Source organism: Ruegeria sp. AH12 (assembly GCF_056541465.1).
The window spans coordinates 45,773-63,195 of the sequence record NZ_JBQFYL010000006.1 but is presented as its reverse complement, the minus strand read 5'-3'; the positions used below and the strand labels follow the sequence as shown (position 1 = coordinate 63,195).

The window sequence follows — 17,423 nt, the reverse complement described above, 5'->3', positions numbered from 1 at the left end:
TTTTATCTTTTTCTCCGCTTCACATTCCCACCCCTTTGCCCCGGCCGCCCAGCCGTTGACCGTCCGCGCGATTTCACTGCGTCTTCCGAGGCCTTCTCCACCGCCCATTGGCGCGCCATGGGGTCGTCGGCGACGGCCAGATCGACCGCTTCCAGACGTTTGATCTCATCCCGGATATTGGCGGCCTCTTCGAATTCCAGATTCTCGGCCGCTTTGCGCATTTGCTCGCGCAACCCGTCCAAGTGCGCTTCCAAATTCGCGCCGTGCATCGGTTTGTCGATGGTGGCGGTGACGCGGTTCATGTCGACGTCGCCTTCGTAGAGACCGGCCAGAACGTCCTCGACGTTTTTCTTCACGGTCTCAGGCGTGATGCCGTGTTCTTCGTTATAGGCCAGTTGCTTGGCACGGCGGCGATTGGTTTCGCCCAAGGCACGCTCCATCGAGCCGGTGATCTTGTCGGCATACATGATCACCCGGCCATCGGCGTTCCGCGCGGCGCGGCCGATGGTCTGGATCAGCGAGGTTTCCGAGCGCAGGAAGCCCTCTTTATCCGCGTCCAGAATGGCGACCAGCCCGCATTCGGGGATGTCGAGGCCTTCGCGCAGCAGGTTGATGCCGACCAGCACGTCGAAGGCCCCCAGCCGCAGGTCGCGCAGGATTTCGATCCGTTCCAGCGTGTCGATGTCCGAGTGCATGTAGCGGACCTTGATGCCCTGTTCGTGCAGGTATTCGGTCAGGTCCTCCGCCATGCGTTTGGTCAGCGTGGTGACCAGCGTGCGATAGCCGTCAGCGGCAACCTTGCGCACCTCGTCCAGCAGATCATCCACTTGCATGCTGACGGGGCGGATTTCGACCTCTGGGTCCAGCAGGCCGGTGGGGCGAATGACCTGTTCTGTGAAGACGCCGCCGGTTTGCTCGATCTCCCATTTCGCAGGCGTCGCCGAGACAAAGACGGATTGCGGGCGCATGGCGTCCCATTCCTCGAATTTGAGGGGACGGTTGTCCATGCAGGAGGGCAGGCGGAACCCGTGTTCGGCCAGTGTGAATTTGCGCCGATAGTCGCCCCGGTACATGCCGCCGATTTGCGGGACGCTGACGTGGGATTCGTCGGCAAAGACGATGGCGTTGTCGGGGATGAACTCGAACAGGGTTGGCGGCGGTTCACCCGGCGCACGGCCGGTCAGATAGCGCGAGTAGTTCTCGATCCCGTTGCACACGCCAGTGGCTTCGAGCATTTCCAGATCGAAATTTGTGCGCTGTTCCAGACGCTGCGCTTCCAGCAGCTTGCCCTCGCCCACCAGCTGATCCAGCCGGATACGCAGTTCCTTTTTGATCCCGATGATTGCTTGGTTCATCGTTGGTTTCGGTGTCACATAGTGCGAGTTTGCATAGACCCGTACCTGTTCCATCGTCGCTGCGCGCTCGCCGGTTAGCGGGTCAAATTCGGTGATGGTTTCCAGTTCTTCGCCGAAGAACGAGAATTTCCAGGCGCGGTCTTCAAGGTGGGCGGGCCAGATTTCCAAGGAATCTCCGCGCACCCGGAACGAGCCGCGCTGAAACGCCTGATCGTTGCGCCGGTATTGCTGGGCAACCAAATCGGCCATCACCTGACGCTGGTCGTACTCGTGACCCACCTTCAGGTCCTGCGTCATCGCGCCATAGGTCTCGACCGAGCCGATACCGTAGATGCACGAGACCGAGGCGACGATGATTACGTCATCCCGCTCCAACAGCGCGCGGGTGGCCGAGTGGCGCATCCGGTCGATCTGTTCGTTGATCTGCGATTCTTTTTCTATGTACGTGTCACTGCGGGGCACATAGGCCTCTGGCTGGTAGTAATCGTAGTAGGATACGAAATATTCGACTGAGTTCTCGGGGAAGAAGCCCTTGAACTCGCCATATAGCTGCGCGGCCAGCGTCTTGTTGGGTGCAAGGATGATCGCAGGGCGTTGCGTTTCCTCGATCACTTTGGCCATGGTGAAGGTCTTGCCCGTGCCGGTGGCACCCAGCAGAACCTGATCTCGCTCTCCGTCCTGAACCCCGCCTGCCAGTTCTTTGATGGCTGTTGGCTGATCACCTGCAGGCGCGAATTCAGTGTGCATCACAAACTGCTTGCCGCCTTCCAGTTTCAGGCGGGCGCGCACGTCTTCGGCGGTCAGTTGGGTCTTGTCGGAATGGGCGTATGGCATGGGCAGGCTCCGGGTCAGGTCCCTACATTTGTTCTTATTTTGTCCATCTGCAAGGGCTGATCCGAGTATGATGTGGACTTATGCGGCTGAAATCAGGCTGCTGCGGTGCAGCGATGCCCATATCGTATTCAGGGATCGACTGGATTGATCCTGAAAACTGGGTTTGCGTGATCGTATAGATTCATCTGATGACAGATTTTGTCATCAGATGATTCCGAAGCTTCCGACGGTCAAAAAGTGTCGGCCCTACCGAAATGGGCAGGCCAACATGCTGACTCGGATCTACCCAGATACGCCAGCGCGTTCCAAAGCCTGATCAGGCCAATCCGTAATCTGTGCGGGATCGGTCACGATAATCTCGGGCCGCCCGCTGTCATTGTCGGGGAACATCTTGGTGGGGCCTGTGACATACGCATAGGAGCGGCGCGGTTGCTCCTCTCCATCCGCGCGGTAGCGGTTCAGGATCAGGTTCATTACATCTTCGCCACCGCCCACGTTCCCATTTGGAATGAACAACTGATACGGCTGGGTCAGGCTGCCGGTGTGAAACAGGATATGATCGCCCGAGGTGGGCGTGAAGTCACGCAGTTCTATGAACACTGTGGTCTCCTGGCCTGCTTTGGCGATCTCAACCAGGCGATCATAGTCCAGACGGGTGTTGAACATGTTGATCTCGGGGTTCCGGCGCTTGATTTCGCGGTAGCCTTCGATGATGCGTGCCCGCAGATCCCACCATGTTGTCAGGGCGGCGTAGTTGCGCATGACCGAGCCATTGTTGGCCACCTGGTCCCAAATGCCCAACGTTCCGGATTGCGCCATGCGTTCGGCCTCGCGATACCTGTCATGCAAATGGGCAAATTCGGCATAGCCGTATTTCTGGAAATAGGGTGAAAGACCCTCCTGAATCATCACCTGCTGAAAATCGGTGCCGTCTTCCAGTTCGAGATAGCAGAGAACCCGACCAAAATTGCCTCGGTACTTCTGCAAGGCTTCGGCACGTGGCTCGTTCCCGGGCAGGATCAGTTTGACCGTATCCCCGGGTGCAATCAGTTCCTTGGCACGGTCGGAGGCGGCGTGACCAAGCGGGGTAACCGGTTTACTGCCAGCAAATACTTCTTCGGTATCAAGCGCTAGAATGCGCAGGCTCTCGCTCTTCTCGGCATCGTCCTCCAAAAAGACACGAACGGTGTCCCCATCAACAACACGGTCCACACGGGCGGTAAAAGATGTCCCTGACATCGGGCTTCTCCAATCAATTGAAACAAACAAGTTTAGGATACCATGTTTGCGCGACAGTTTGTTAACTGCTGTGCGTGCAGTCTTGCCCCTGACGCCGCACTGGCGCATAAACACGCCAGCCAAGTGAGTACGGAGAGGCGATATGCGCGCACGGATTTACCAGCCCGCCAGAAATGCGATGACCTCGGGCATGGCCAAAACCCGCAAATGGGTGCTGGAATATGCCCCTGCATCCGCGCGCGAGGTTGATCCGCTGATGGGCTGGACCTCATCCAACGATACCCAGACCCAGGTGCGCCTGAAGTTCGACACCAAGGAAGAAGCGTTGGATTATGCCAAAGACAATGGCATCGACGCACAGGTAAGCGAGCCGCACAAGCGCAAACCCAACCTGCGGCAACGCGGTTATGGCGAGAACTTTGCCACCGACCGCCGCGCGCCCTGGACCCACTAAATGATCGAGATTCGCGCCGCTGATCCCGGATCAGAGGCTCTGCGTCCGATTATTGAGGCCCATCTTGCCCATAGTTGGGAGGCAACGCCGCAGACCTCAAATCACACTCTAGACGTCGAGGCTTTGCGCGCGCCCGAGATTCGGTTTTGGGGCGTTTTCGAAGATGATGTGGCGCTTGGGTGCGGAGCGCTCAAAACCCTTCCCGATGGCACGGCCGAGGTGAAATCGGTTCATGTTGTGTCGGCGGCACGCGGTCGCGGCCTTGCACGTGAGATCATGACCTATCTGGCTGACTTGGCCAAAGCCGAGGGAGTTTCCGCGCTTGTACTGGAAACCGGCGCAGCCCATCTTTCCGAATACGACGCCGCACGCAAACTCTACGAGGCGCTGGGATATTCCTATTGCGGCCCGATCTTTGGCTATGAAGAAGATCCCAACAGCGCGTTCATGCGCTTGGCCCTTGAACCCCGCTTATAAAAACCGCAAGAAGGGCGCAGCGGTCCCTTAGCTCAACTGGATAGAGCAGCTGACTTCTAATCAGCAGGTTGAGGGTTCGAGTCCTTCAGGGATCGCCATTTCCAAAACTCTATGAAATCGCCCGTTTTTCTTACGGGACAGGGGCACGGCCTCAAAACACTTTTTCATTCCTACGGTCGCACAAAGGTGCGGGGCTAAGCGGCGGCACATCTCGAAAGGCCAAATAGAGCGAAAAATCAGGTGAGGGTTCGAGGGGCTGGGTGAGGGGGTTTGGGCCAGCCCCTCGCAAGGGGGTTATTCAGTGGTAGTGTTAACCGCTGATTCACAGTCTAGCGAAAGCCGATGATCCGCGACATTGGGGGATTCCCGTAGAACAGACGTTTTTTGTGTGGTTTCTCGAAAATGCTGTGGAAAAACTCGAAAATCCAACAGGCTGTTGCGCTACAAAAAGCCTGAAATTTCCCGATGGTTCCGGCGTTTTGTTGATATCGAGGGATCGCCTAAAAAAACACCTTGCAACCGGTTGCAAAAATTCTCATTGTGAAGCGCAACAGGATTCGGGAGAGATGCATGCTGAGTGTTGGACTGCTTGGGGCCGGTCGGATTGGGCGCGTTCACGCGCAGGCGATTACGGCGCATCCTGACAGCACCCTCTCTGCGGTCTCAGATGCGGTCGCTGACGCGGCGAGCCAGCTTGCGGACGAATATGGCGCGCAGGTAAGCAGTTCACATGAAATCATTGCAGACCCCGCGATTGATGCCGTTCTGATCGCGACCCCAACCGATACGCATTCGAACCTGATCGAGGCGGCGACGCAGGCGGGCAAGGCGGTTTTGTGCGAAAAGCCGGTGGATCTGGATTTGCAGCGTGCAATGGCGTGTCAGGCCAACGTGGCGGATCATCAAAAGCCCATCATGATTGGGTTCAACCGCCGGTTTGACCCGAATTTTTCAGGGATGAAAGCTGCCTCAGACGCCGGAGAGATCGGCAAGACCGAGCTGCTTTCGATCACGTCCTTCGATCCGGCACCGCCACCAGTAAGCTACATCAAAGTGTCCGGTGGATTGTTTCGGGACATGATGATCCACGATTTTGACATGGCGAACTACCTTATGGGTGGCTTGCCTGTGGCGATTTCCGCCGTTGGCTCGGCGGTGGTTGATCCCGAAATCGGACAGGCCGGGGATGTTGATACAGCGGTCGCGACACTGACCTATTCGGATGGTCGGATCGCGGTCATCAAGAACTCACGCCGCGCAGCCTATGGCTATGACCAGCGGGTCGAGATGCTAGGGTCTGAAGGTCTGTTGCAGGCCCAGAACGTGCTGGAAAACACCGTGATCAAATCCACCGCCGATGGCGTTGTTGGTGCCAAGCCAACCTATTTTTTCCTTGAGCGGTACATGACTGCCTACAAGGCTGAATGGGCCGCTTTTGTCGATGCGATCACGGCGGGTCAAGCCGTCCCGGTCACGCTGGAAGACGGTGTCGCGGCGCTGGCCATGGCCGAGGCAGCGACCCAATCCGCCCGGTCCGGAAGGCCGGTTCAACTTAGCGATATTTTGAAACCGGTTGCAAAATGAATGAATTTATTCAAACTGAACGCAGCTCGGAACCTAACCCGAGCCTCGGAGATTCGGCCTGGCCGGATGAACAGGGGTAAACGCCCAGAGCAAAAATCGACGGTTTTTATGGGAGGAAACCAAATGAACAAATTTGTAAAAAGTGTTCTTGCGGCCAGCGCGCTTGCGGTTGCAGCCGCGACAGGCGCGGCGGCAGAAGGCGAGAAGTACATTCTGGTCAGCCACGCGCCTGACAGTGACAGCTGGTGGAACACGATCAAGAACGGGATCGCGCTTGCAGGTGATCAGATGGGCGTTGAAGTTGAATACCGCAATCCGCCCACCGGAGACCTTGCCGACATGGCGCGGATCATCGATCAGGCGGCAGCCTCGGGTCCGAACGGGATCATCACCACGCTGGCAGACCCGGATATTCTGGAAGGCCCGATTAAGGCCGCTGTGGATTCCGGTATCGACGTGATCATCATGAACACCGGCACGCCCGAAAAAGCGCGCGAAGTGGGTGCGCTGATGTATGTCGGGCAGCCCGAATATGATGCGGGGTATGCCGCTGGCCTACGTGCCAAAGGCGATGGCATCGGGTCGTTCCTCTGCGTGAACCACTACATCGTTCAGCCTTCGAGCCAAGAGCGTTGCCAGGGATTCGCAGATGGTCTGGGTATTGAGCTGGGCGAGCAGATGATCGATGCGGGTCAGGACCCGGCCGAAATCAAGAACCGCGTTCTGGCCTATCTATCGGCCAATCCGGATACGGATGCTGTCCTGACGCTTGGTCCGACATCGGCCGACCCGACCATCCTGGCCCTGCAGGAAAACGGCATGGCCGGTGACATCTATTTCGGCACCTTCGATCTGGGTGGTGAAATTGTCAAAGGCATCAAGGACGGTACCATTCAGTGGGGGATCGACCAGCAGCCCTTCTTGCAGGCCTACCTGCCGGTTGTTGTGCTGACCAACTACCACCGCTACGGCGTTCTGCCCGGCAACAACATCAACTCGGGCCCCGGTTTTGTGACTGCTGACGGGCTGGAGAAAATCGAAGAATTCGCGGGCGAATACCGCTGATCTTCAATAGTCGAGCGGGCGTGATCTGACGCCCGCTCAGCCCAACTTTCTTATTCTTCGGGATCACCCGCGAGGGGAGGACCTTTATGTCAGAGTCAGCTCAATCCACGGCAGGCAGCGACGAACGGATCAAAGAGATCTCGCCGTTGCGCCGCGCCCTGATCCGCCCGGAACTGGGTGGCATGGTCGGGACCGTCGCCGTATTCACCTTCTTCCTGCTATTCGCCTTTGACAGTGGCATGTTCAACTCACAGGGCGTGATGAACTGGTCGATCGTTTCAGCCCAGTTCATGATCATCGCCGTAGGGGCTTGCCTATTGATGATCGCGGGTGAATTTGACCTGTCCGTCGGGTCTATGATTGGTTTTGCCGGGATGATGATTGCCATCTTCTCGGTCACGCTGACCTGGCCGGTTTGGATGGCGATCATCGTCACGTTTGTTCTGTGCGTCGCTATCGGTGCCCTCAACGGCTTTATTGTCGTGCGCACCGGATTGCCCAGCTTTATTGTGACGCTGGCGTTTTTGTTCATTCTGCGCGGCTTTACGATATTTCTGCCGCAGACGATTGAGCGCAAGACCATCATCGGCGGCATCAAAGATGTCGCAGAAGGCGATTGGCTCGCCTCAGTTTTTGGCGGCAAGGTGTTTCAGGGCCTTTTCGTTTGGCTGGGTGACAATGGAATTATTGCGACGTTCGAGCGCGGATCGCGCCTAGGCGAACCAGTGGTGGACGGCATTCCGATGCTGATCATCTGGGCCATCGGCATCATCATTTTTGGCCATGTTTTGCTGACTAAAACCAAGTTCGGAAACTGGATCTTTGCCGCAGGTGGAGACGCCGAGGCCGCACGGAATTCGGGTGTGCCTGTGAACAAGGTGAAAATCCTGATGTTCATGTTCACCGCCTTCTGCGCCACTGTTTTCGCCACCTGTCAGGTGATGGAGTTCGGCTCGGCTGGTGCCGATCGTGGTTTGCTGAAAGAGTTCGAGGCGATCATCGCGGTGGTCATTGGCGGTGCGCTGCTAACCGGCGGCTATGGCTCGGTTCTGGGCGCGGCGCTGGGCGCGCTGATCTTTGGCGTAGTGCAGCAGGGGCTGTTCTTTGCCGGGGTCGAAAGCTCGCTCTTCCGGGTGTTCCTGGGTGTGATCCTGCTGGGTGCGGTGATCTTGAACACCTATATCCGTCGCATCATCACAGGAGAACACTGAGATGACTGAAGACACCAAGTTCCACCATGGCGACGCACAAGAGCAAAAGCCGATCATCCGTATGGTCGACATCCAGAAACACTTTGGGTCTGTGATTGCGCTGGCCGGTGTCAGTTTCGACCTCAAACCGGGTGAGTGTCATTGCCTGCTGGGCGATAATGGCGCGGGTAAGTCGACCTTCATCAAAACGATGTCCGGTGTGCACAAGCCAACTGCGGGTGAGATTTTCTTCGAAGACAAGCCTATGCATTTCGAAGATCCGCGAGACGCGATTTCTGCAGGCATCGCCACGGTGCACCAGCATCTGGCTATGATCCCATTGATGAGCGTCAGCCGCAATTTCTTCATGGGTAATGAGCCCACACGTAAAGTTGCCGGTATCAACTTCTTCGACAAGAAGCTGGCGGATGAGATCACCATGGAAGAGATGCGCAAGATGGGCATCAACCTGCGGGGCCCAGACCAGGCCGTTGGCACATTGTCAGGCGGCGAACGTCAAACCGTTGCGATTGCGCGGGCTGTGCATTTCGGAGCGAAAATCCTGATTTTGGACGAGCCGACCTCGGCCCTTGGGGTGCGTCAAACCTCGAACGTGCTGGCGACCATCGATAAGGTGCGTAGTCAGGGCGTGGGTGTCGTGTTCATCAGTCACAACGTGCGTCACGCGCTGGCTGTCGGCGACCGGTTTACCGTTTTGAACCGGGGCCAAACACTGGGCACTGCGAAACGGGGTGAGATCACTCCAGAAGAGCTTCAGGACCTGATGGCAGGAGGTCAGGAGCTGGCCCAGCTGGAAGGCTCGTTGGGCGGAACAGTTTAAACCACCGATGCTCCGCGGACATGCGGAGTATCGAACTAAGTGGTGGTGCAAAACCACAAATCGTCAGGTCCATTCGGTTGGCCTGGAACCTTCAAAAATGTGAATACCGACGGAATGCCGATGGCGGCTTCGTGTGGAAAGGGATCATGATGAGCAAGACAGTCCGACTGACCGCGGCGCAGGCTCTGGTGCGCTATATCGGGGCGCAGTTAAATGAGGCCGGGGAGCCCTATATCGCAGGTGTCTGGGCCATCTTTGGCCACGGCAATGTGGCGGGTTTGGGTGAAGCTTTGCATGCCGTCAGAGACAGCCTGCCTACCTATCGTGGTCACAACGAACAAACGATGGCCCATTGTGCGATTGCCTATGCCAAACAGATGCGCCGCACGCGGGCGATGGCGGTGACGTCGTCCATCGGGCCTGGGGCCACGAATATGGTGACAGCGGCGGCCTTGGCCCATGCCAACCGCTTGCCGGTTCTGATCATCCCCGGTGACGTGTTCGCCACGCGCGGGCCCGATCCGGTGCTGCAACAGATCGAAAACTTCGGCGATGGCACCGTCAGCGCCAATGACTGTTTCCGCCCGGTTAGCCGGTACTATGACCGCATTTCGCGCCCCGAACATCTGTTGACCGCGCTACCACGCGCCTTCCGCACCATGACCGACCCGGCTGATTGCGGCCCGGTGACGCTGGCCTTCTGTCAGGATGTGCAGGCCGAGGCGTATGACTACCCTGAAAGCTTCTTTGAACCGCGCGTCTGGTATCAGCGCCGCATTCGCCCGGATGAGGGCGAACTGGCGCGCGCTGTCGCCGCGATCAAAGCCGCCAAACGCCCCGTGATCGTGGCCGGGGGCGGGGTGCATTACTCGGGTGCGACCGACACGCTGCAAAGCTTTGTTGAGACCCACAATGTCCCCATCGCTGAAACGCAGGCTGGTAAGTCCGCTTTGGCGTGGGACCATCCGCTGAACCTCGGCCCCATTGGTGTAACCGGTGGAGAACCGGCCAACGACGTTTGCGCCAAGGCCGATCTGGTTCTGGCGGTCGGTACGCGGTTGCAGGATTTCACTACCGGGTCGTGGGGCCTGTTTTCGAACCCCGAACGCGAGATGATCTGCCTGAATACAGCCGCCTATGACGCCGAAAAGCACGGTGCGATGCCGCTGCAAACCGATGCGCGCGTTGGTTTGGAAGAACTTGGCGCAAGCCTGCAGGGTTACAGTGCCGACCCCGTGGCTGACACGCTCAAAGCGGATTGGTTTGGCAAGGTCGACAAGCTGACCGACGCGCCAGGAGACGGGAATGCACTGCCGACCGACATGCAAGTGGTCGGCGCGGTTCAGCGTGCCTCACATGACGATACGGTTGTGATGTGTGCGGCAGGCACCATGCCGGGTGAGCTGCACAAGCTGTGGAAAGCGCCGCGACCCGGGGCCTATCACATGGAATACGGGTTCAGCTGTATGGGGTATGAGATCGCCGGTGCGATGGGCATCAAGATGGCCCAGCCGGATCGCGACGTGATCTGCTTTACCGGCGACGGCACCTATATGATGGCGAACTCGGAAATGGCCTCTGCCGCGATGATGGGTATCTCGTTCACCGTGGTGATCACCGACAACCGTGGATTTGGCTGTATCAACCGCTTGCAGATGGGCACTGGCGGGGCCGAGTTTAACAACCTTCTGGATCACGCGGTGCACGAAACGCCCTCGGCCATTGATTTCGCCGCGCACGCTGCGGCAATGGGGGCGACTTCGGTCAAGGTCAGTTCGATTGCTGAACTGGAGGATGCGCTGGCCAAACGCGCCGACATCAAAGGGCCCTACGTGGTTGTCATCGACACCGATCCGTACCCGTCCACCGAATATGGCGGCACGTGGTGGGAGGTCGCCGTGCCCGAGGTCTCGATCCGTCCCGAAGTCAACGAAAAACGCGCGGCTTATGAAGTTGCGATCAAGGAAAGAAACACGAAATGAGCGTGAAGATCGGCATCTCTCCGATTGCGTGGCAGAATGATGATTTGCCCGACCTGACGGCGGCCTACACCATGGAACAGGCGCTGAAAGAGGCGCGAGAGATTGGCTATACGGGCGTCGAGCGCGGCCAACGGATGCCCGGCGATACCGAAGGGTTGCGGGCTTATCTGGATGCCAGCGATATTGCCCTGTGTGGCGGCTGGTGTTCCGGTGCGTCGTTGCTCAATGACTTCGCAACCGAGCGTGAGGCCGTGCGCGAGCAGGTCGAGCAGTTCGTGGCGCTGAACAGCCCGTGCATTGTCTATGCAGAATGTTCCAACACCATCCAGACGGAGGCAGGTACGCCGGTCAATCACCGGCCCAAACTGTCAAAGGATGAGGTGCTGGTCTACGCCGACAAGATTACCGAACTGGCAAAATGGATGGCCGATCAGGGCATGTCGATGGCCTATCACCATCATATGGGCACCATCATCGAAAGCGAAGATGATGTGAACTGGCTGATGGAAGGGTCAGGCCCCGAGGTGGGATTGTGTTTCGACACCGGTCATCTTCTTTTTGGCGGCGGCGATGTCATGGCAACCTTGAACCGTTGGGGAGATCGCGTGCATCACGTACACTTCAAGGATATCCGCCCTGCTGTTGTGCAAGATGTCCGTGAGAACAATCGCAGCTTTCTGGATGCGGTCATCGCGGGGGCCTTCACCGTGCCTGGTGACGGCTGCATCGACTTTCAGGCCGTCGCAAACGCGCTGAAGGCGATGGACTACGATGGCTGGATCGTGGTCGAGGCGGAACAGGACCCGGCCAAGGCACCGCCCTATGAATACTCCAAACTGGGTTACGACCACATCGTTGATGTCTGCGGCAAGGCAGGATTGGAGATCAACATTTAGCACCCCGCCCCAAGGGGCAACACCGAAGGCCATGAGAAAGGAGTCTGTCATGGTAAAGCAAGACCTCGGATATGTCGGCTATTTCGACCGGGAATCCTGTGATCTGGATGAGTTTAAGGTGTTGACCTCGCAGAACCTTTTGGTTGATTCGGTGCCCCATGCGGCAACGGTCGAAAACAACGTGCCGGTCTATGACATGCAGGCGCTGCGTCAGGTGCTGGACCAGCCTGACGCGCGGCAAGCATTGCTGGCGGAATGGGGCTGGGTGTTGGACAAATCCACCGGGGTGATCGCGCTGAAAAGGGCCTATCCGGATACCGCTGTTATCGACCGAGCGACGGATGTGTTTCGCCAGATTATTGACGAGGAACGTCAAAGCGGATCTGGCGAAGGCGACCACTTCGCTGCCTCAGGCGCCAACGACCGGATCTGGAATGCGATGCAAAAACAGTGCTTGCGTGATCCCGAAGGCTTCGCGCTTTACTTCGGGAACACGGCTATCGCTGCGGCTTGTGAGGCATGGCTAGGTCCGAATTATCAGATGACCGCCCAAGTCAATCAGGTGCGACCCGGTGGCAGGGCGCAGCAGGCACATCGGGATTATCATCTGGGGTTCCAAAGTGTTGACAGCGCGGCAATGTATCCAGCCCACGCGCATCTGGTAACAGCCTCGCTGACCTTGCAGGGCGCAGTGGCCCATTGCGACATGCCTGTGGAAAGCGGCCCAACCAAACTACTACCCTTCTCGCAGCTTTATCAACCGGGCTATCTGGCGTTTCACGATGAAGCCCACCGGACGCATTTCGAGGACAACTATATCCAGTTGCCGTTAGAAAAAGGTGATGCGGTGTTCTTCAATCCGGCGCTGTTCCATGCTGCGGGCGAAAACAGCAGTGCCGATATTCACCGGATGGCGAATCTGCTGCAAATCTCATCAGCTTTCGGGCGCGCGATGGAGGCGGTGGATCGCCAGGCGATGTCTCTGGCAGTCTTCCCATCGCTGGTTTCCTTGAAACAGCGTGGGGCGTTGGATGTGGCGCAGTTGGAGGCCGCAATAGCGGCCACTGCAGAGGGTTATCCGTTCCCAACCAATCTGGACACGGACCCTCCGGTCGGGGGCAACGCGCCGGAAAGTCAGGTGGATATCCTGCGACGAGCGGTTGTGGAAGGATGGACCAAGGCGCAACTGGCCCAGACACTCTCGGCCTTGACCCAAAGGCAAACTGCCTGAAACAACCGGGCGGCCTATGGGGTCGCCCGCAAGGAGAACAAGATGGCGGATTTGCACAAAAAACCCCTCGGCACGCGCGGCAAAGTTCACGATATCACCCCGGCCAGCGCGGGATGGCGTTACGTGGGTTTCGGTCTTTATCACCTGCGCGCAGGTGACAAGGCGGCAGAGCCAACCGGGGATCGTGAGGTCATTCTGGTCATGGTAGAGGGCAAGGCGCAGATCACCGGGGCGGGGCAGGATTGGGGCGTTCTGGGCGACCGGATGGATGTATTCGAGAAAACACCACCGCACTGCCTGTATCTGCCGAATGGAACCGAATGGGAGGCCACTGCCAAAACCGATTGCGTAATCGCGGTCTGTTCCGCGCCAGGCAAAGGCGGGCACGCGGCGCGGCGGATCGGCCCTGATGGCATCACTCTGACCGAGCGCGGCAGGGGCGTAAACACGCGCTATATCAACAACATCGCGATGGAGGCAGAGGACTACGCTGACAGCCTGCTGGTGACAGAAGTGTTCACGCCGAATGGACACTGGTCGTCCTACCCCAGCCACCGTCATGATGAAGACGACTACCCCCGCATAACCTATTTGGAAGAAACCTATTACCATCGTCTCAACCCGGCCAACGGGTTTGGCATACAGCGAGTCTACACCGACGACGGGCAGTTGGATGAAACGATGGCGGTGTCCGATGGCGATGTTGTGATCGTGCCGCGTGGACATCACCCTTGCGGTGCGCCCTATGGGTTTGAGATGTACTATCTGAACGTCATGGCCGGACCCCTGCGGAAATGGCGGTTCGTCCCGGCCCCTGAGGTCGAATGGATTATGGAGCGTGATGGATGACCACCAACTTTGCCACCTATCCCAGCCTGAACGGCAGAACCGTTTTCATCACCGGCGGGGCAGGTGGCATAGGGGCGGAAACGGTGCGGGCCTTTGCGGCTCAAGGGGCGAAGGTCGGATTTCTGGATCTCGACAAAGACTCGGGACAGGCGTTGCTTTCGGAACTTGGCGGAGAGCACGCTTTTATCCAATCCGATCTGCGCGACATCGACGCCCTGCGCGCAGCGCTGGAACAGTTAACGGACAAATTGGGCGCGGCTGATGTGCTGGTTAACAACGCGGCTCAGGACGACCGCCACGACTGGCGCGACGTAACGCCGGAATATTGGGACGAGCGGATGGCCACCAATATCCGCCATATGTTCTTTGCCATCCAAGCCGTGGCACCCGCGATGATGGAACGCGGTGGCGGGGCCATTGTGAATCTCGGCTCGAATTCATGGTGGGAGGCTGGTGCAGGCTTTCCGGCTTATGCCACGGCTAAATCCGCCGTGCATGGCCTGACCCGCACAATGGCGCGCGAGTTGGGCGATCACCGCATCCGCGTTAACACCGTGGTGCCAGGTTGGATCATGACTCAGCGCCAGAAAGACCTATGGGTCACGTCCGAAGCACTGGCAAAGCAGGTCGACCGCCAATGCCTGCCTGACCCGATTGACCCGGTCTATGTAGCGCGGATGGTGGTGTTTTTGGCTTCGGCCGACGCCGCCATGTGCAGCGCCGGCAATTTCATGGTTGAGGGTGGCTCGATCTAAGAGAAGCTATCTTTGCGGCGGTGCTCCGAAGGCGCGAATAACCACGCGGGCGGCGGCCTCTACCGGGTTGTGCGTTTCTTTCAGGATGGTCACACGGTCGAACCTCTGGGGGTCAGCGTTCACGGCCTCACGCAGGGCTTGACCAAACGCCATACGCAGCTCGGTTCCGATGTTGAACTTGCAGATGGATGTTTCGCGGGCAAGGCGTGTGCGCTGTTCGACCGGCACACCCGAACCTCCATGGATCACCAAAGGCACATCGGTCATCGCGTCGATCTGAGCGATGCGGTCCTCGTCCAGACCGCCCTCTTTATTCTGTTGCAGATGCACATTGCCGACCGAGATCGCCATCGCATCCACACCGCTCTCGCGGGCGAATTGTGCGGCCTCGGACGGGTCGGTGCCGTTTGATCCTTCACCGCCAGCATAGCCCACAAACCCGATCTCACCCTCACAGGAAATGCCCGCCGCATGGGCCATTTCGGCGATGGCGGCGGTCTCATCTATGTTTTGTTGCAACGGCTTGCGCGAGCCGTCGAACATCAGCGAGGTAAAACCACTATCCAACGCGATCTTGCAGTCTTCAAACGTATAGCCGTGATCCAGATGGGCAACGACGGGGACTGAGGCCCCTTCGGCCAGATGGCGGAACATCTTGCCCAGAATGGGCAAGGGCGTGTGCTCGCGGCAGCTGGGTCCAGCTTGCAGGATCACAGGTGCGTTTTCGGCCTCGGCAGCGGCCACATAGGCGCACATATCTTCCCAGCCCAAGGTCACCAGCCCGCCTACCGCATAGCCCTGCTGATAGGCGGGTTGCAGCACGTCTTTCAATGTCACGAGGGTCATTTGAACTTTGCAATCATGTCTTTGATGCCCGGAATCGTCTCGACCTGATAGGCATGGGTAGGTTGGAAATACTGCACCAATGAGCGCTGCGTCAGCCCGCCAAGGATGGTGAAATAGTACATCTCATACCCCGGCAAAACGCAGCAGGGATGGTACCCTTTGTCGATACAAACGGTCGATCCATCGACGATGTGATAGGCATCCCCCGGCTCATTGTCTTCACGCTGCAGCATTTGCAGGCCCGAGCCCCAGTTGGGTTTGAAGCGGAAGTTGTAGGTCTCGTCGTGGCGCGTTTCATCTGGCAGCCGGTTGGTATCATGCTTGTGGCTGGGAAAACCTGACCAACCGCCCTGGCCCACGGTGAACAGTTCACTGACCAGCAGACGCCCAACTTTGTCATGTTGCTTCTGACCCAGGATGTGCTTGATCTTGCGATGGGTTTTGGTGTCATCGCTGCCATATTGCACAAGGTCGTGTTCGCGCACGTCGAAGGGATCCAGCACCTTGTCATACTTCGCCCCTGCTATGAAAACCTCGGTTGCTTCCGAAACACAGACCATCTGCACCTTTGCACCGACAGGGACATAAACACCTTCTGGATTTCCGTCCCAGACATCCTCCCCCCTGTTGCCAAGCTTGGGGAATTGCACCCCCTCGACCGAGACATCTACGGTGCCGGTTGCGGGTACGATGCAGGTTTCGTAGCCGGGCACCTGATACTCGAACGCCTCGCCTTTCTGCAATTTGACGATGTTGAAATAGTTCAGAGGAACCATGGGATCATCGACATCAACGATGGCGGTGTTCTTGTTGTCATATGGCGCAATATGCATGGGATATTCCTATGTGGTCGGGCCGGGATGGTCGGCCAGAAATGCGTCTAGTTCGGCAGTCGTAGGCATGGCCGGGGCGCAACCGGGTTTTGAGACCACGATAGATGCGCAGGCCGATCCGCGCATCACGGCGTCTTTCAGCGGATACCCTGCCGCGATTGAGGCCAAGAACCCGGCCATGAAGCTGTCACCAGCCCCGACCGGTTTGATGGCTTTTACCGGGTAGATACCGGTCTGGGTTTCCTGCCCATCTGCCAGCGTTACGGCACCTTTTTCACCCATCTTGTAGATGACGACCCGGCCCGGTTTTTCCGCGAGTTCTTGTGCTTTGGCAAAACCCTTTGCGATGCCGCCCGCCATAAAGCCGAACTCTTCATCATTGCCTACGATCAGATCGCTGGCTTCACCTGCGCGCGAAAGAACTTCTGCGGCAACCTCGGGCGAGAGCCAGCTATAGGGCCGATAATCGATATCGAAGATGATGGGCAGACCGGCCTTTCGCGCGTTTTCAAACCCGCGGAACGTCGCACTGCGCGAGGGTTCGGCAGCGAAAACGGTACCGGCGGAAACCAGAGCGGTGAATCTGCTGAAATCAAGGCGATCCATGTCTTCTTCGGTGACCTGAAAGTCGACCGCATTGTTTCTGTAAATGACGTTTTGGAAATCGTCCGTTCGGCTTTCATAGATTGCAAGCGACATGCGATGCTCACCGCCGATGGTGCGAATGCAAGACGTGTCTACGCCGTAGTGGTGCAGGCGATTCATGCAGAACCGTCCAATCGCATCATCCGAGATTGAAGTGATCAGCGTCGCCTGACTGCCCAGCTTGACCAGACCGGCCGCGATATTGGCGGATGATCCGCCCAGGTCTGCATGAAAGGTATCAGCCTCTTCGCTTTTTGCGCCAATGGGCGCTGCAGTCAAATCCATGCCCGCGCGCCCCAGAATGGCAAATCGGTTTCCTTTGATGCCGTCGATCAGGGCGCTCACGT

At 58.0% G+C, this 17,423-nt stretch carries 16 protein-coding genes and 1 tRNA gene; 12 read left to right on the top strand and 5 right to left on the bottom strand.

The features are described 5' to 3' along the window. Nucleotides 1-2: 2 nt before the first annotated feature. Nucleotides 3-2,189 (bottom strand): excinuclease ABC subunit UvrB, encoded by a 2,187-nt coding sequence (uvrB, locus tag ACR0EL_RS11545; RefSeq protein WP_480500024.1) that lies wholly within the window; start codon nucleotides 2,187-2,189, stop codon nucleotides 3-5. Between the two features lie 282 nt (nucleotides 2,190-2,471). After that, complete coding sequence (locus ACR0EL_RS11540; protein WP_480500023.1) at nucleotides 2,472-3,428, bottom strand: thermonuclease family protein; 957 nt, start codon at nucleotides 3,426-3,428, stop codon at nucleotides 2,472-2,474. Between the two features lie 142 nt (nucleotides 3,429-3,570). Here ACR0EL_RS11540 and ACR0EL_RS11535 point away from each other — a divergent pair, with 142 nt between their 5' ends. The 12 genes from ACR0EL_RS11535 (at nucleotide 3,571) to ACR0EL_RS11480 (ending at nucleotide 14,752) form a co-directional block, all read left to right on the top strand. Then, entirely contained in the window at nucleotides 3,571-3,882 is a 312-nt protein-coding gene (locus ACR0EL_RS11535; protein WP_353011777.1) for an ETC complex I subunit, read from the top strand. After that, on the top strand, nucleotides 3,883-4,359 hold the full coding sequence (locus tag ACR0EL_RS11530; RefSeq protein WP_353011775.1) for a GNAT family N-acetyltransferase: 477 nt from the start codon (nucleotides 3,883-3,885) through the stop codon (nucleotides 4,357-4,359). Between the two features lie 21 nt (nucleotides 4,360-4,380). Further along, nucleotides 4,381-4,457 (top strand) — tRNA-Arg (locus ACR0EL_RS11525). A 472-nt stretch (nucleotides 4,458-4,929) separates the two neighbouring features. Further along, nucleotides 4,930-5,943 (top strand): inositol 2-dehydrogenase, encoded by a 1,014-nt coding sequence (gene iolG, locus ACR0EL_RS11520; protein WP_480500021.1) that lies wholly within the window; start codon nucleotides 4,930-4,932, stop codon nucleotides 5,941-5,943. Between the two features lie 123 nt (nucleotides 5,944-6,066). Further along, on the top strand, nucleotides 6,067-7,008 hold the full coding sequence (locus ACR0EL_RS11515; protein ID WP_480500020.1) for a sugar ABC transporter substrate-binding protein: 942 nt from the start codon (nucleotides 6,067-6,069) through the stop codon (nucleotides 7,006-7,008). An 86-nt stretch (nucleotides 7,009-7,094) separates the two neighbouring features. Next, on the top strand, nucleotides 7,095-8,219 hold the full coding sequence (locus tag ACR0EL_RS11510; RefSeq protein ID WP_480500019.1) for an ABC transporter permease: 1,125 nt from the start codon (nucleotides 7,095-7,097) through the stop codon (nucleotides 8,217-8,219). Nucleotide 8,220: 1 nt separating this feature from the next. After that, complete coding sequence (locus ACR0EL_RS11505; protein WP_480500018.1) at nucleotides 8,221-9,039, top strand: ATP-binding cassette domain-containing protein; 819 nt, start codon at nucleotides 8,221-8,223, stop codon at nucleotides 9,037-9,039. 149 nt (nucleotides 9,040-9,188) lie between these two features. Then, complete coding sequence (gene iolD / locus ACR0EL_RS11500) at nucleotides 9,189-11,021, top strand: 3D-(3,5/4)-trihydroxycyclohexane-1,2-dione acylhydrolase (decyclizing) (protein WP_480500017.1); 1,833 nt, start codon at nucleotides 9,189-9,191, stop codon at nucleotides 11,019-11,021. Continuing rightward, entirely contained in the window at nucleotides 11,018-11,917 is a 900-nt protein-coding gene (gene iolE / locus ACR0EL_RS11495) for a myo-inosose-2 dehydratase (RefSeq protein ID WP_480500015.1), read from the top strand. The genes iolD and iolE overlap by 4 nt, the downstream gene beginning before the upstream one ends. 49 nt (nucleotides 11,918-11,966) lie before the next feature. Continuing rightward, nucleotides 11,967-13,148 (top strand): phytanoyl-CoA dioxygenase family protein, encoded by a 1,182-nt coding sequence (locus ACR0EL_RS11490; protein WP_480500014.1) that lies wholly within the window; start codon nucleotides 11,967-11,969, stop codon nucleotides 13,146-13,148. A gap of 42 nt (nucleotides 13,149-13,190) precedes the next feature. Beyond that, nucleotides 13,191-13,997: a 5-deoxy-glucuronate isomerase gene (gene iolB, locus ACR0EL_RS11485; RefSeq protein WP_480500013.1), complete on the top strand. Its 807-nt coding sequence runs from the start codon at nucleotides 13,191-13,193 to the stop codon at nucleotides 13,995-13,997. Further along, complete coding sequence (locus ACR0EL_RS11480) at nucleotides 13,994-14,752, top strand: SDR family NAD(P)-dependent oxidoreductase (protein WP_480500011.1); 759 nt, start codon at nucleotides 13,994-13,996, stop codon at nucleotides 14,750-14,752. Before iolB ends, ACR0EL_RS11480 begins: the two co-directional genes overlap by 4 nt. 6 nt (nucleotides 14,753-14,758) lie before the next feature. Here ACR0EL_RS11480 and ACR0EL_RS11475 read toward each other — a convergent pair whose 3' ends face one another. The 3 genes from ACR0EL_RS11475 to iolC are packed head-to-tail and all read right to left on the bottom strand — an operon-like array spanning nucleotide 14,759 to nucleotide 17,421. Next, nucleotides 14,759-15,598, bottom strand: a complete 840-nt coding sequence (locus tag ACR0EL_RS11475) for a class II fructose-bisphosphate aldolase (protein ID WP_480500010.1) — start codon at nucleotides 15,596-15,598, stop codon at nucleotides 14,759-14,761. After that, a complete protein-coding gene (locus tag ACR0EL_RS11470; RefSeq protein ID WP_480500009.1) occupies nucleotides 15,595-16,431 on the bottom strand; it encodes a 5-deoxy-glucuronate isomerase in 837 nt (278 codons plus the stop codon). Before ACR0EL_RS11470 ends, ACR0EL_RS11475 begins: the two co-directional genes overlap by 4 nt. A gap of 9 nt (nucleotides 16,432-16,440) precedes the next feature. Beyond that, nucleotides 16,441-17,421: a 5-dehydro-2-deoxygluconokinase gene (gene iolC / locus ACR0EL_RS11465; protein WP_480500007.1), complete on the bottom strand. Its 981-nt coding sequence runs from the start codon at nucleotides 17,419-17,421 to the stop codon at nucleotides 16,441-16,443. Between the last annotated feature and the right edge of the window lie 2 nt (nucleotides 17,422-17,423).

What these genes read in the sequence shown, in the direction of transcription:
- uvrB (WP_480500024.1), bottom strand. Translation starts at nt 2,189, where the DNA reads ATGCCATACGCCCATTCCGACAAGACCCAACTGACCGCCGAAGACGTG.
- ACR0EL_RS11540 (WP_480500023.1), bottom strand. Translation starts at nt 3,428, where the DNA reads ATGTCAGGGACATCTTTTACCGCCCGTGTGGACCGTGTTGTTGATGGG.
- ACR0EL_RS11535 (WP_353011777.1), top strand. Translation starts at nt 3,571, where the DNA reads ATGCGCGCACGGATTTACCAGCCCGCCAGAAATGCGATGACCTCGGGC.
- ACR0EL_RS11530 (WP_353011775.1), top strand. Translation starts at nt 3,883, where the DNA reads ATGATCGAGATTCGCGCCGCTGATCCCGGATCAGAGGCTCTGCGTCCG.
- iolG (WP_480500021.1), top strand. Translation starts at nt 4,930, where the DNA reads ATGCTGAGTGTTGGACTGCTTGGGGCCGGTCGGATTGGGCGCGTTCAC.
- ACR0EL_RS11515 (WP_480500020.1), top strand. Translation starts at nt 6,067, where the DNA reads ATGAACAAATTTGTAAAAAGTGTTCTTGCGGCCAGCGCGCTTGCGGTT.
- ACR0EL_RS11510 (WP_480500019.1), top strand. Translation starts at nt 7,095, where the DNA reads ATGTCAGAGTCAGCTCAATCCACGGCAGGCAGCGACGAACGGATCAAA.
- ACR0EL_RS11505 (WP_480500018.1), top strand. Translation starts at nt 8,221, where the DNA reads ATGACTGAAGACACCAAGTTCCACCATGGCGACGCACAAGAGCAAAAG.
- iolD (WP_480500017.1), top strand. Translation starts at nt 9,189, where the DNA reads ATGAGCAAGACAGTCCGACTGACCGCGGCGCAGGCTCTGGTGCGCTAT.
- iolE (WP_480500015.1), top strand. Translation starts at nt 11,018, where the DNA reads ATGAGCGTGAAGATCGGCATCTCTCCGATTGCGTGGCAGAATGATGAT.
- ACR0EL_RS11490 (WP_480500014.1), top strand. Translation starts at nt 11,967, where the DNA reads ATGGTAAAGCAAGACCTCGGATATGTCGGCTATTTCGACCGGGAATCC.
- iolB (WP_480500013.1), top strand. Translation starts at nt 13,191, where the DNA reads ATGGCGGATTTGCACAAAAAACCCCTCGGCACGCGCGGCAAAGTTCAC.
- ACR0EL_RS11480 (WP_480500011.1), top strand. Translation starts at nt 13,994, where the DNA reads ATGACCACCAACTTTGCCACCTATCCCAGCCTGAACGGCAGAACCGTT.
- ACR0EL_RS11475 (WP_480500010.1), bottom strand. Translation starts at nt 15,598, where the DNA reads ATGACCCTCGTGACATTGAAAGACGTGCTGCAACCCGCCTATCAGCAG.
- ACR0EL_RS11470 (WP_480500009.1), bottom strand. Translation starts at nt 16,431, where the DNA reads ATGCATATTGCGCCATATGACAACAAGAACACCGCCATCGTTGATGTC.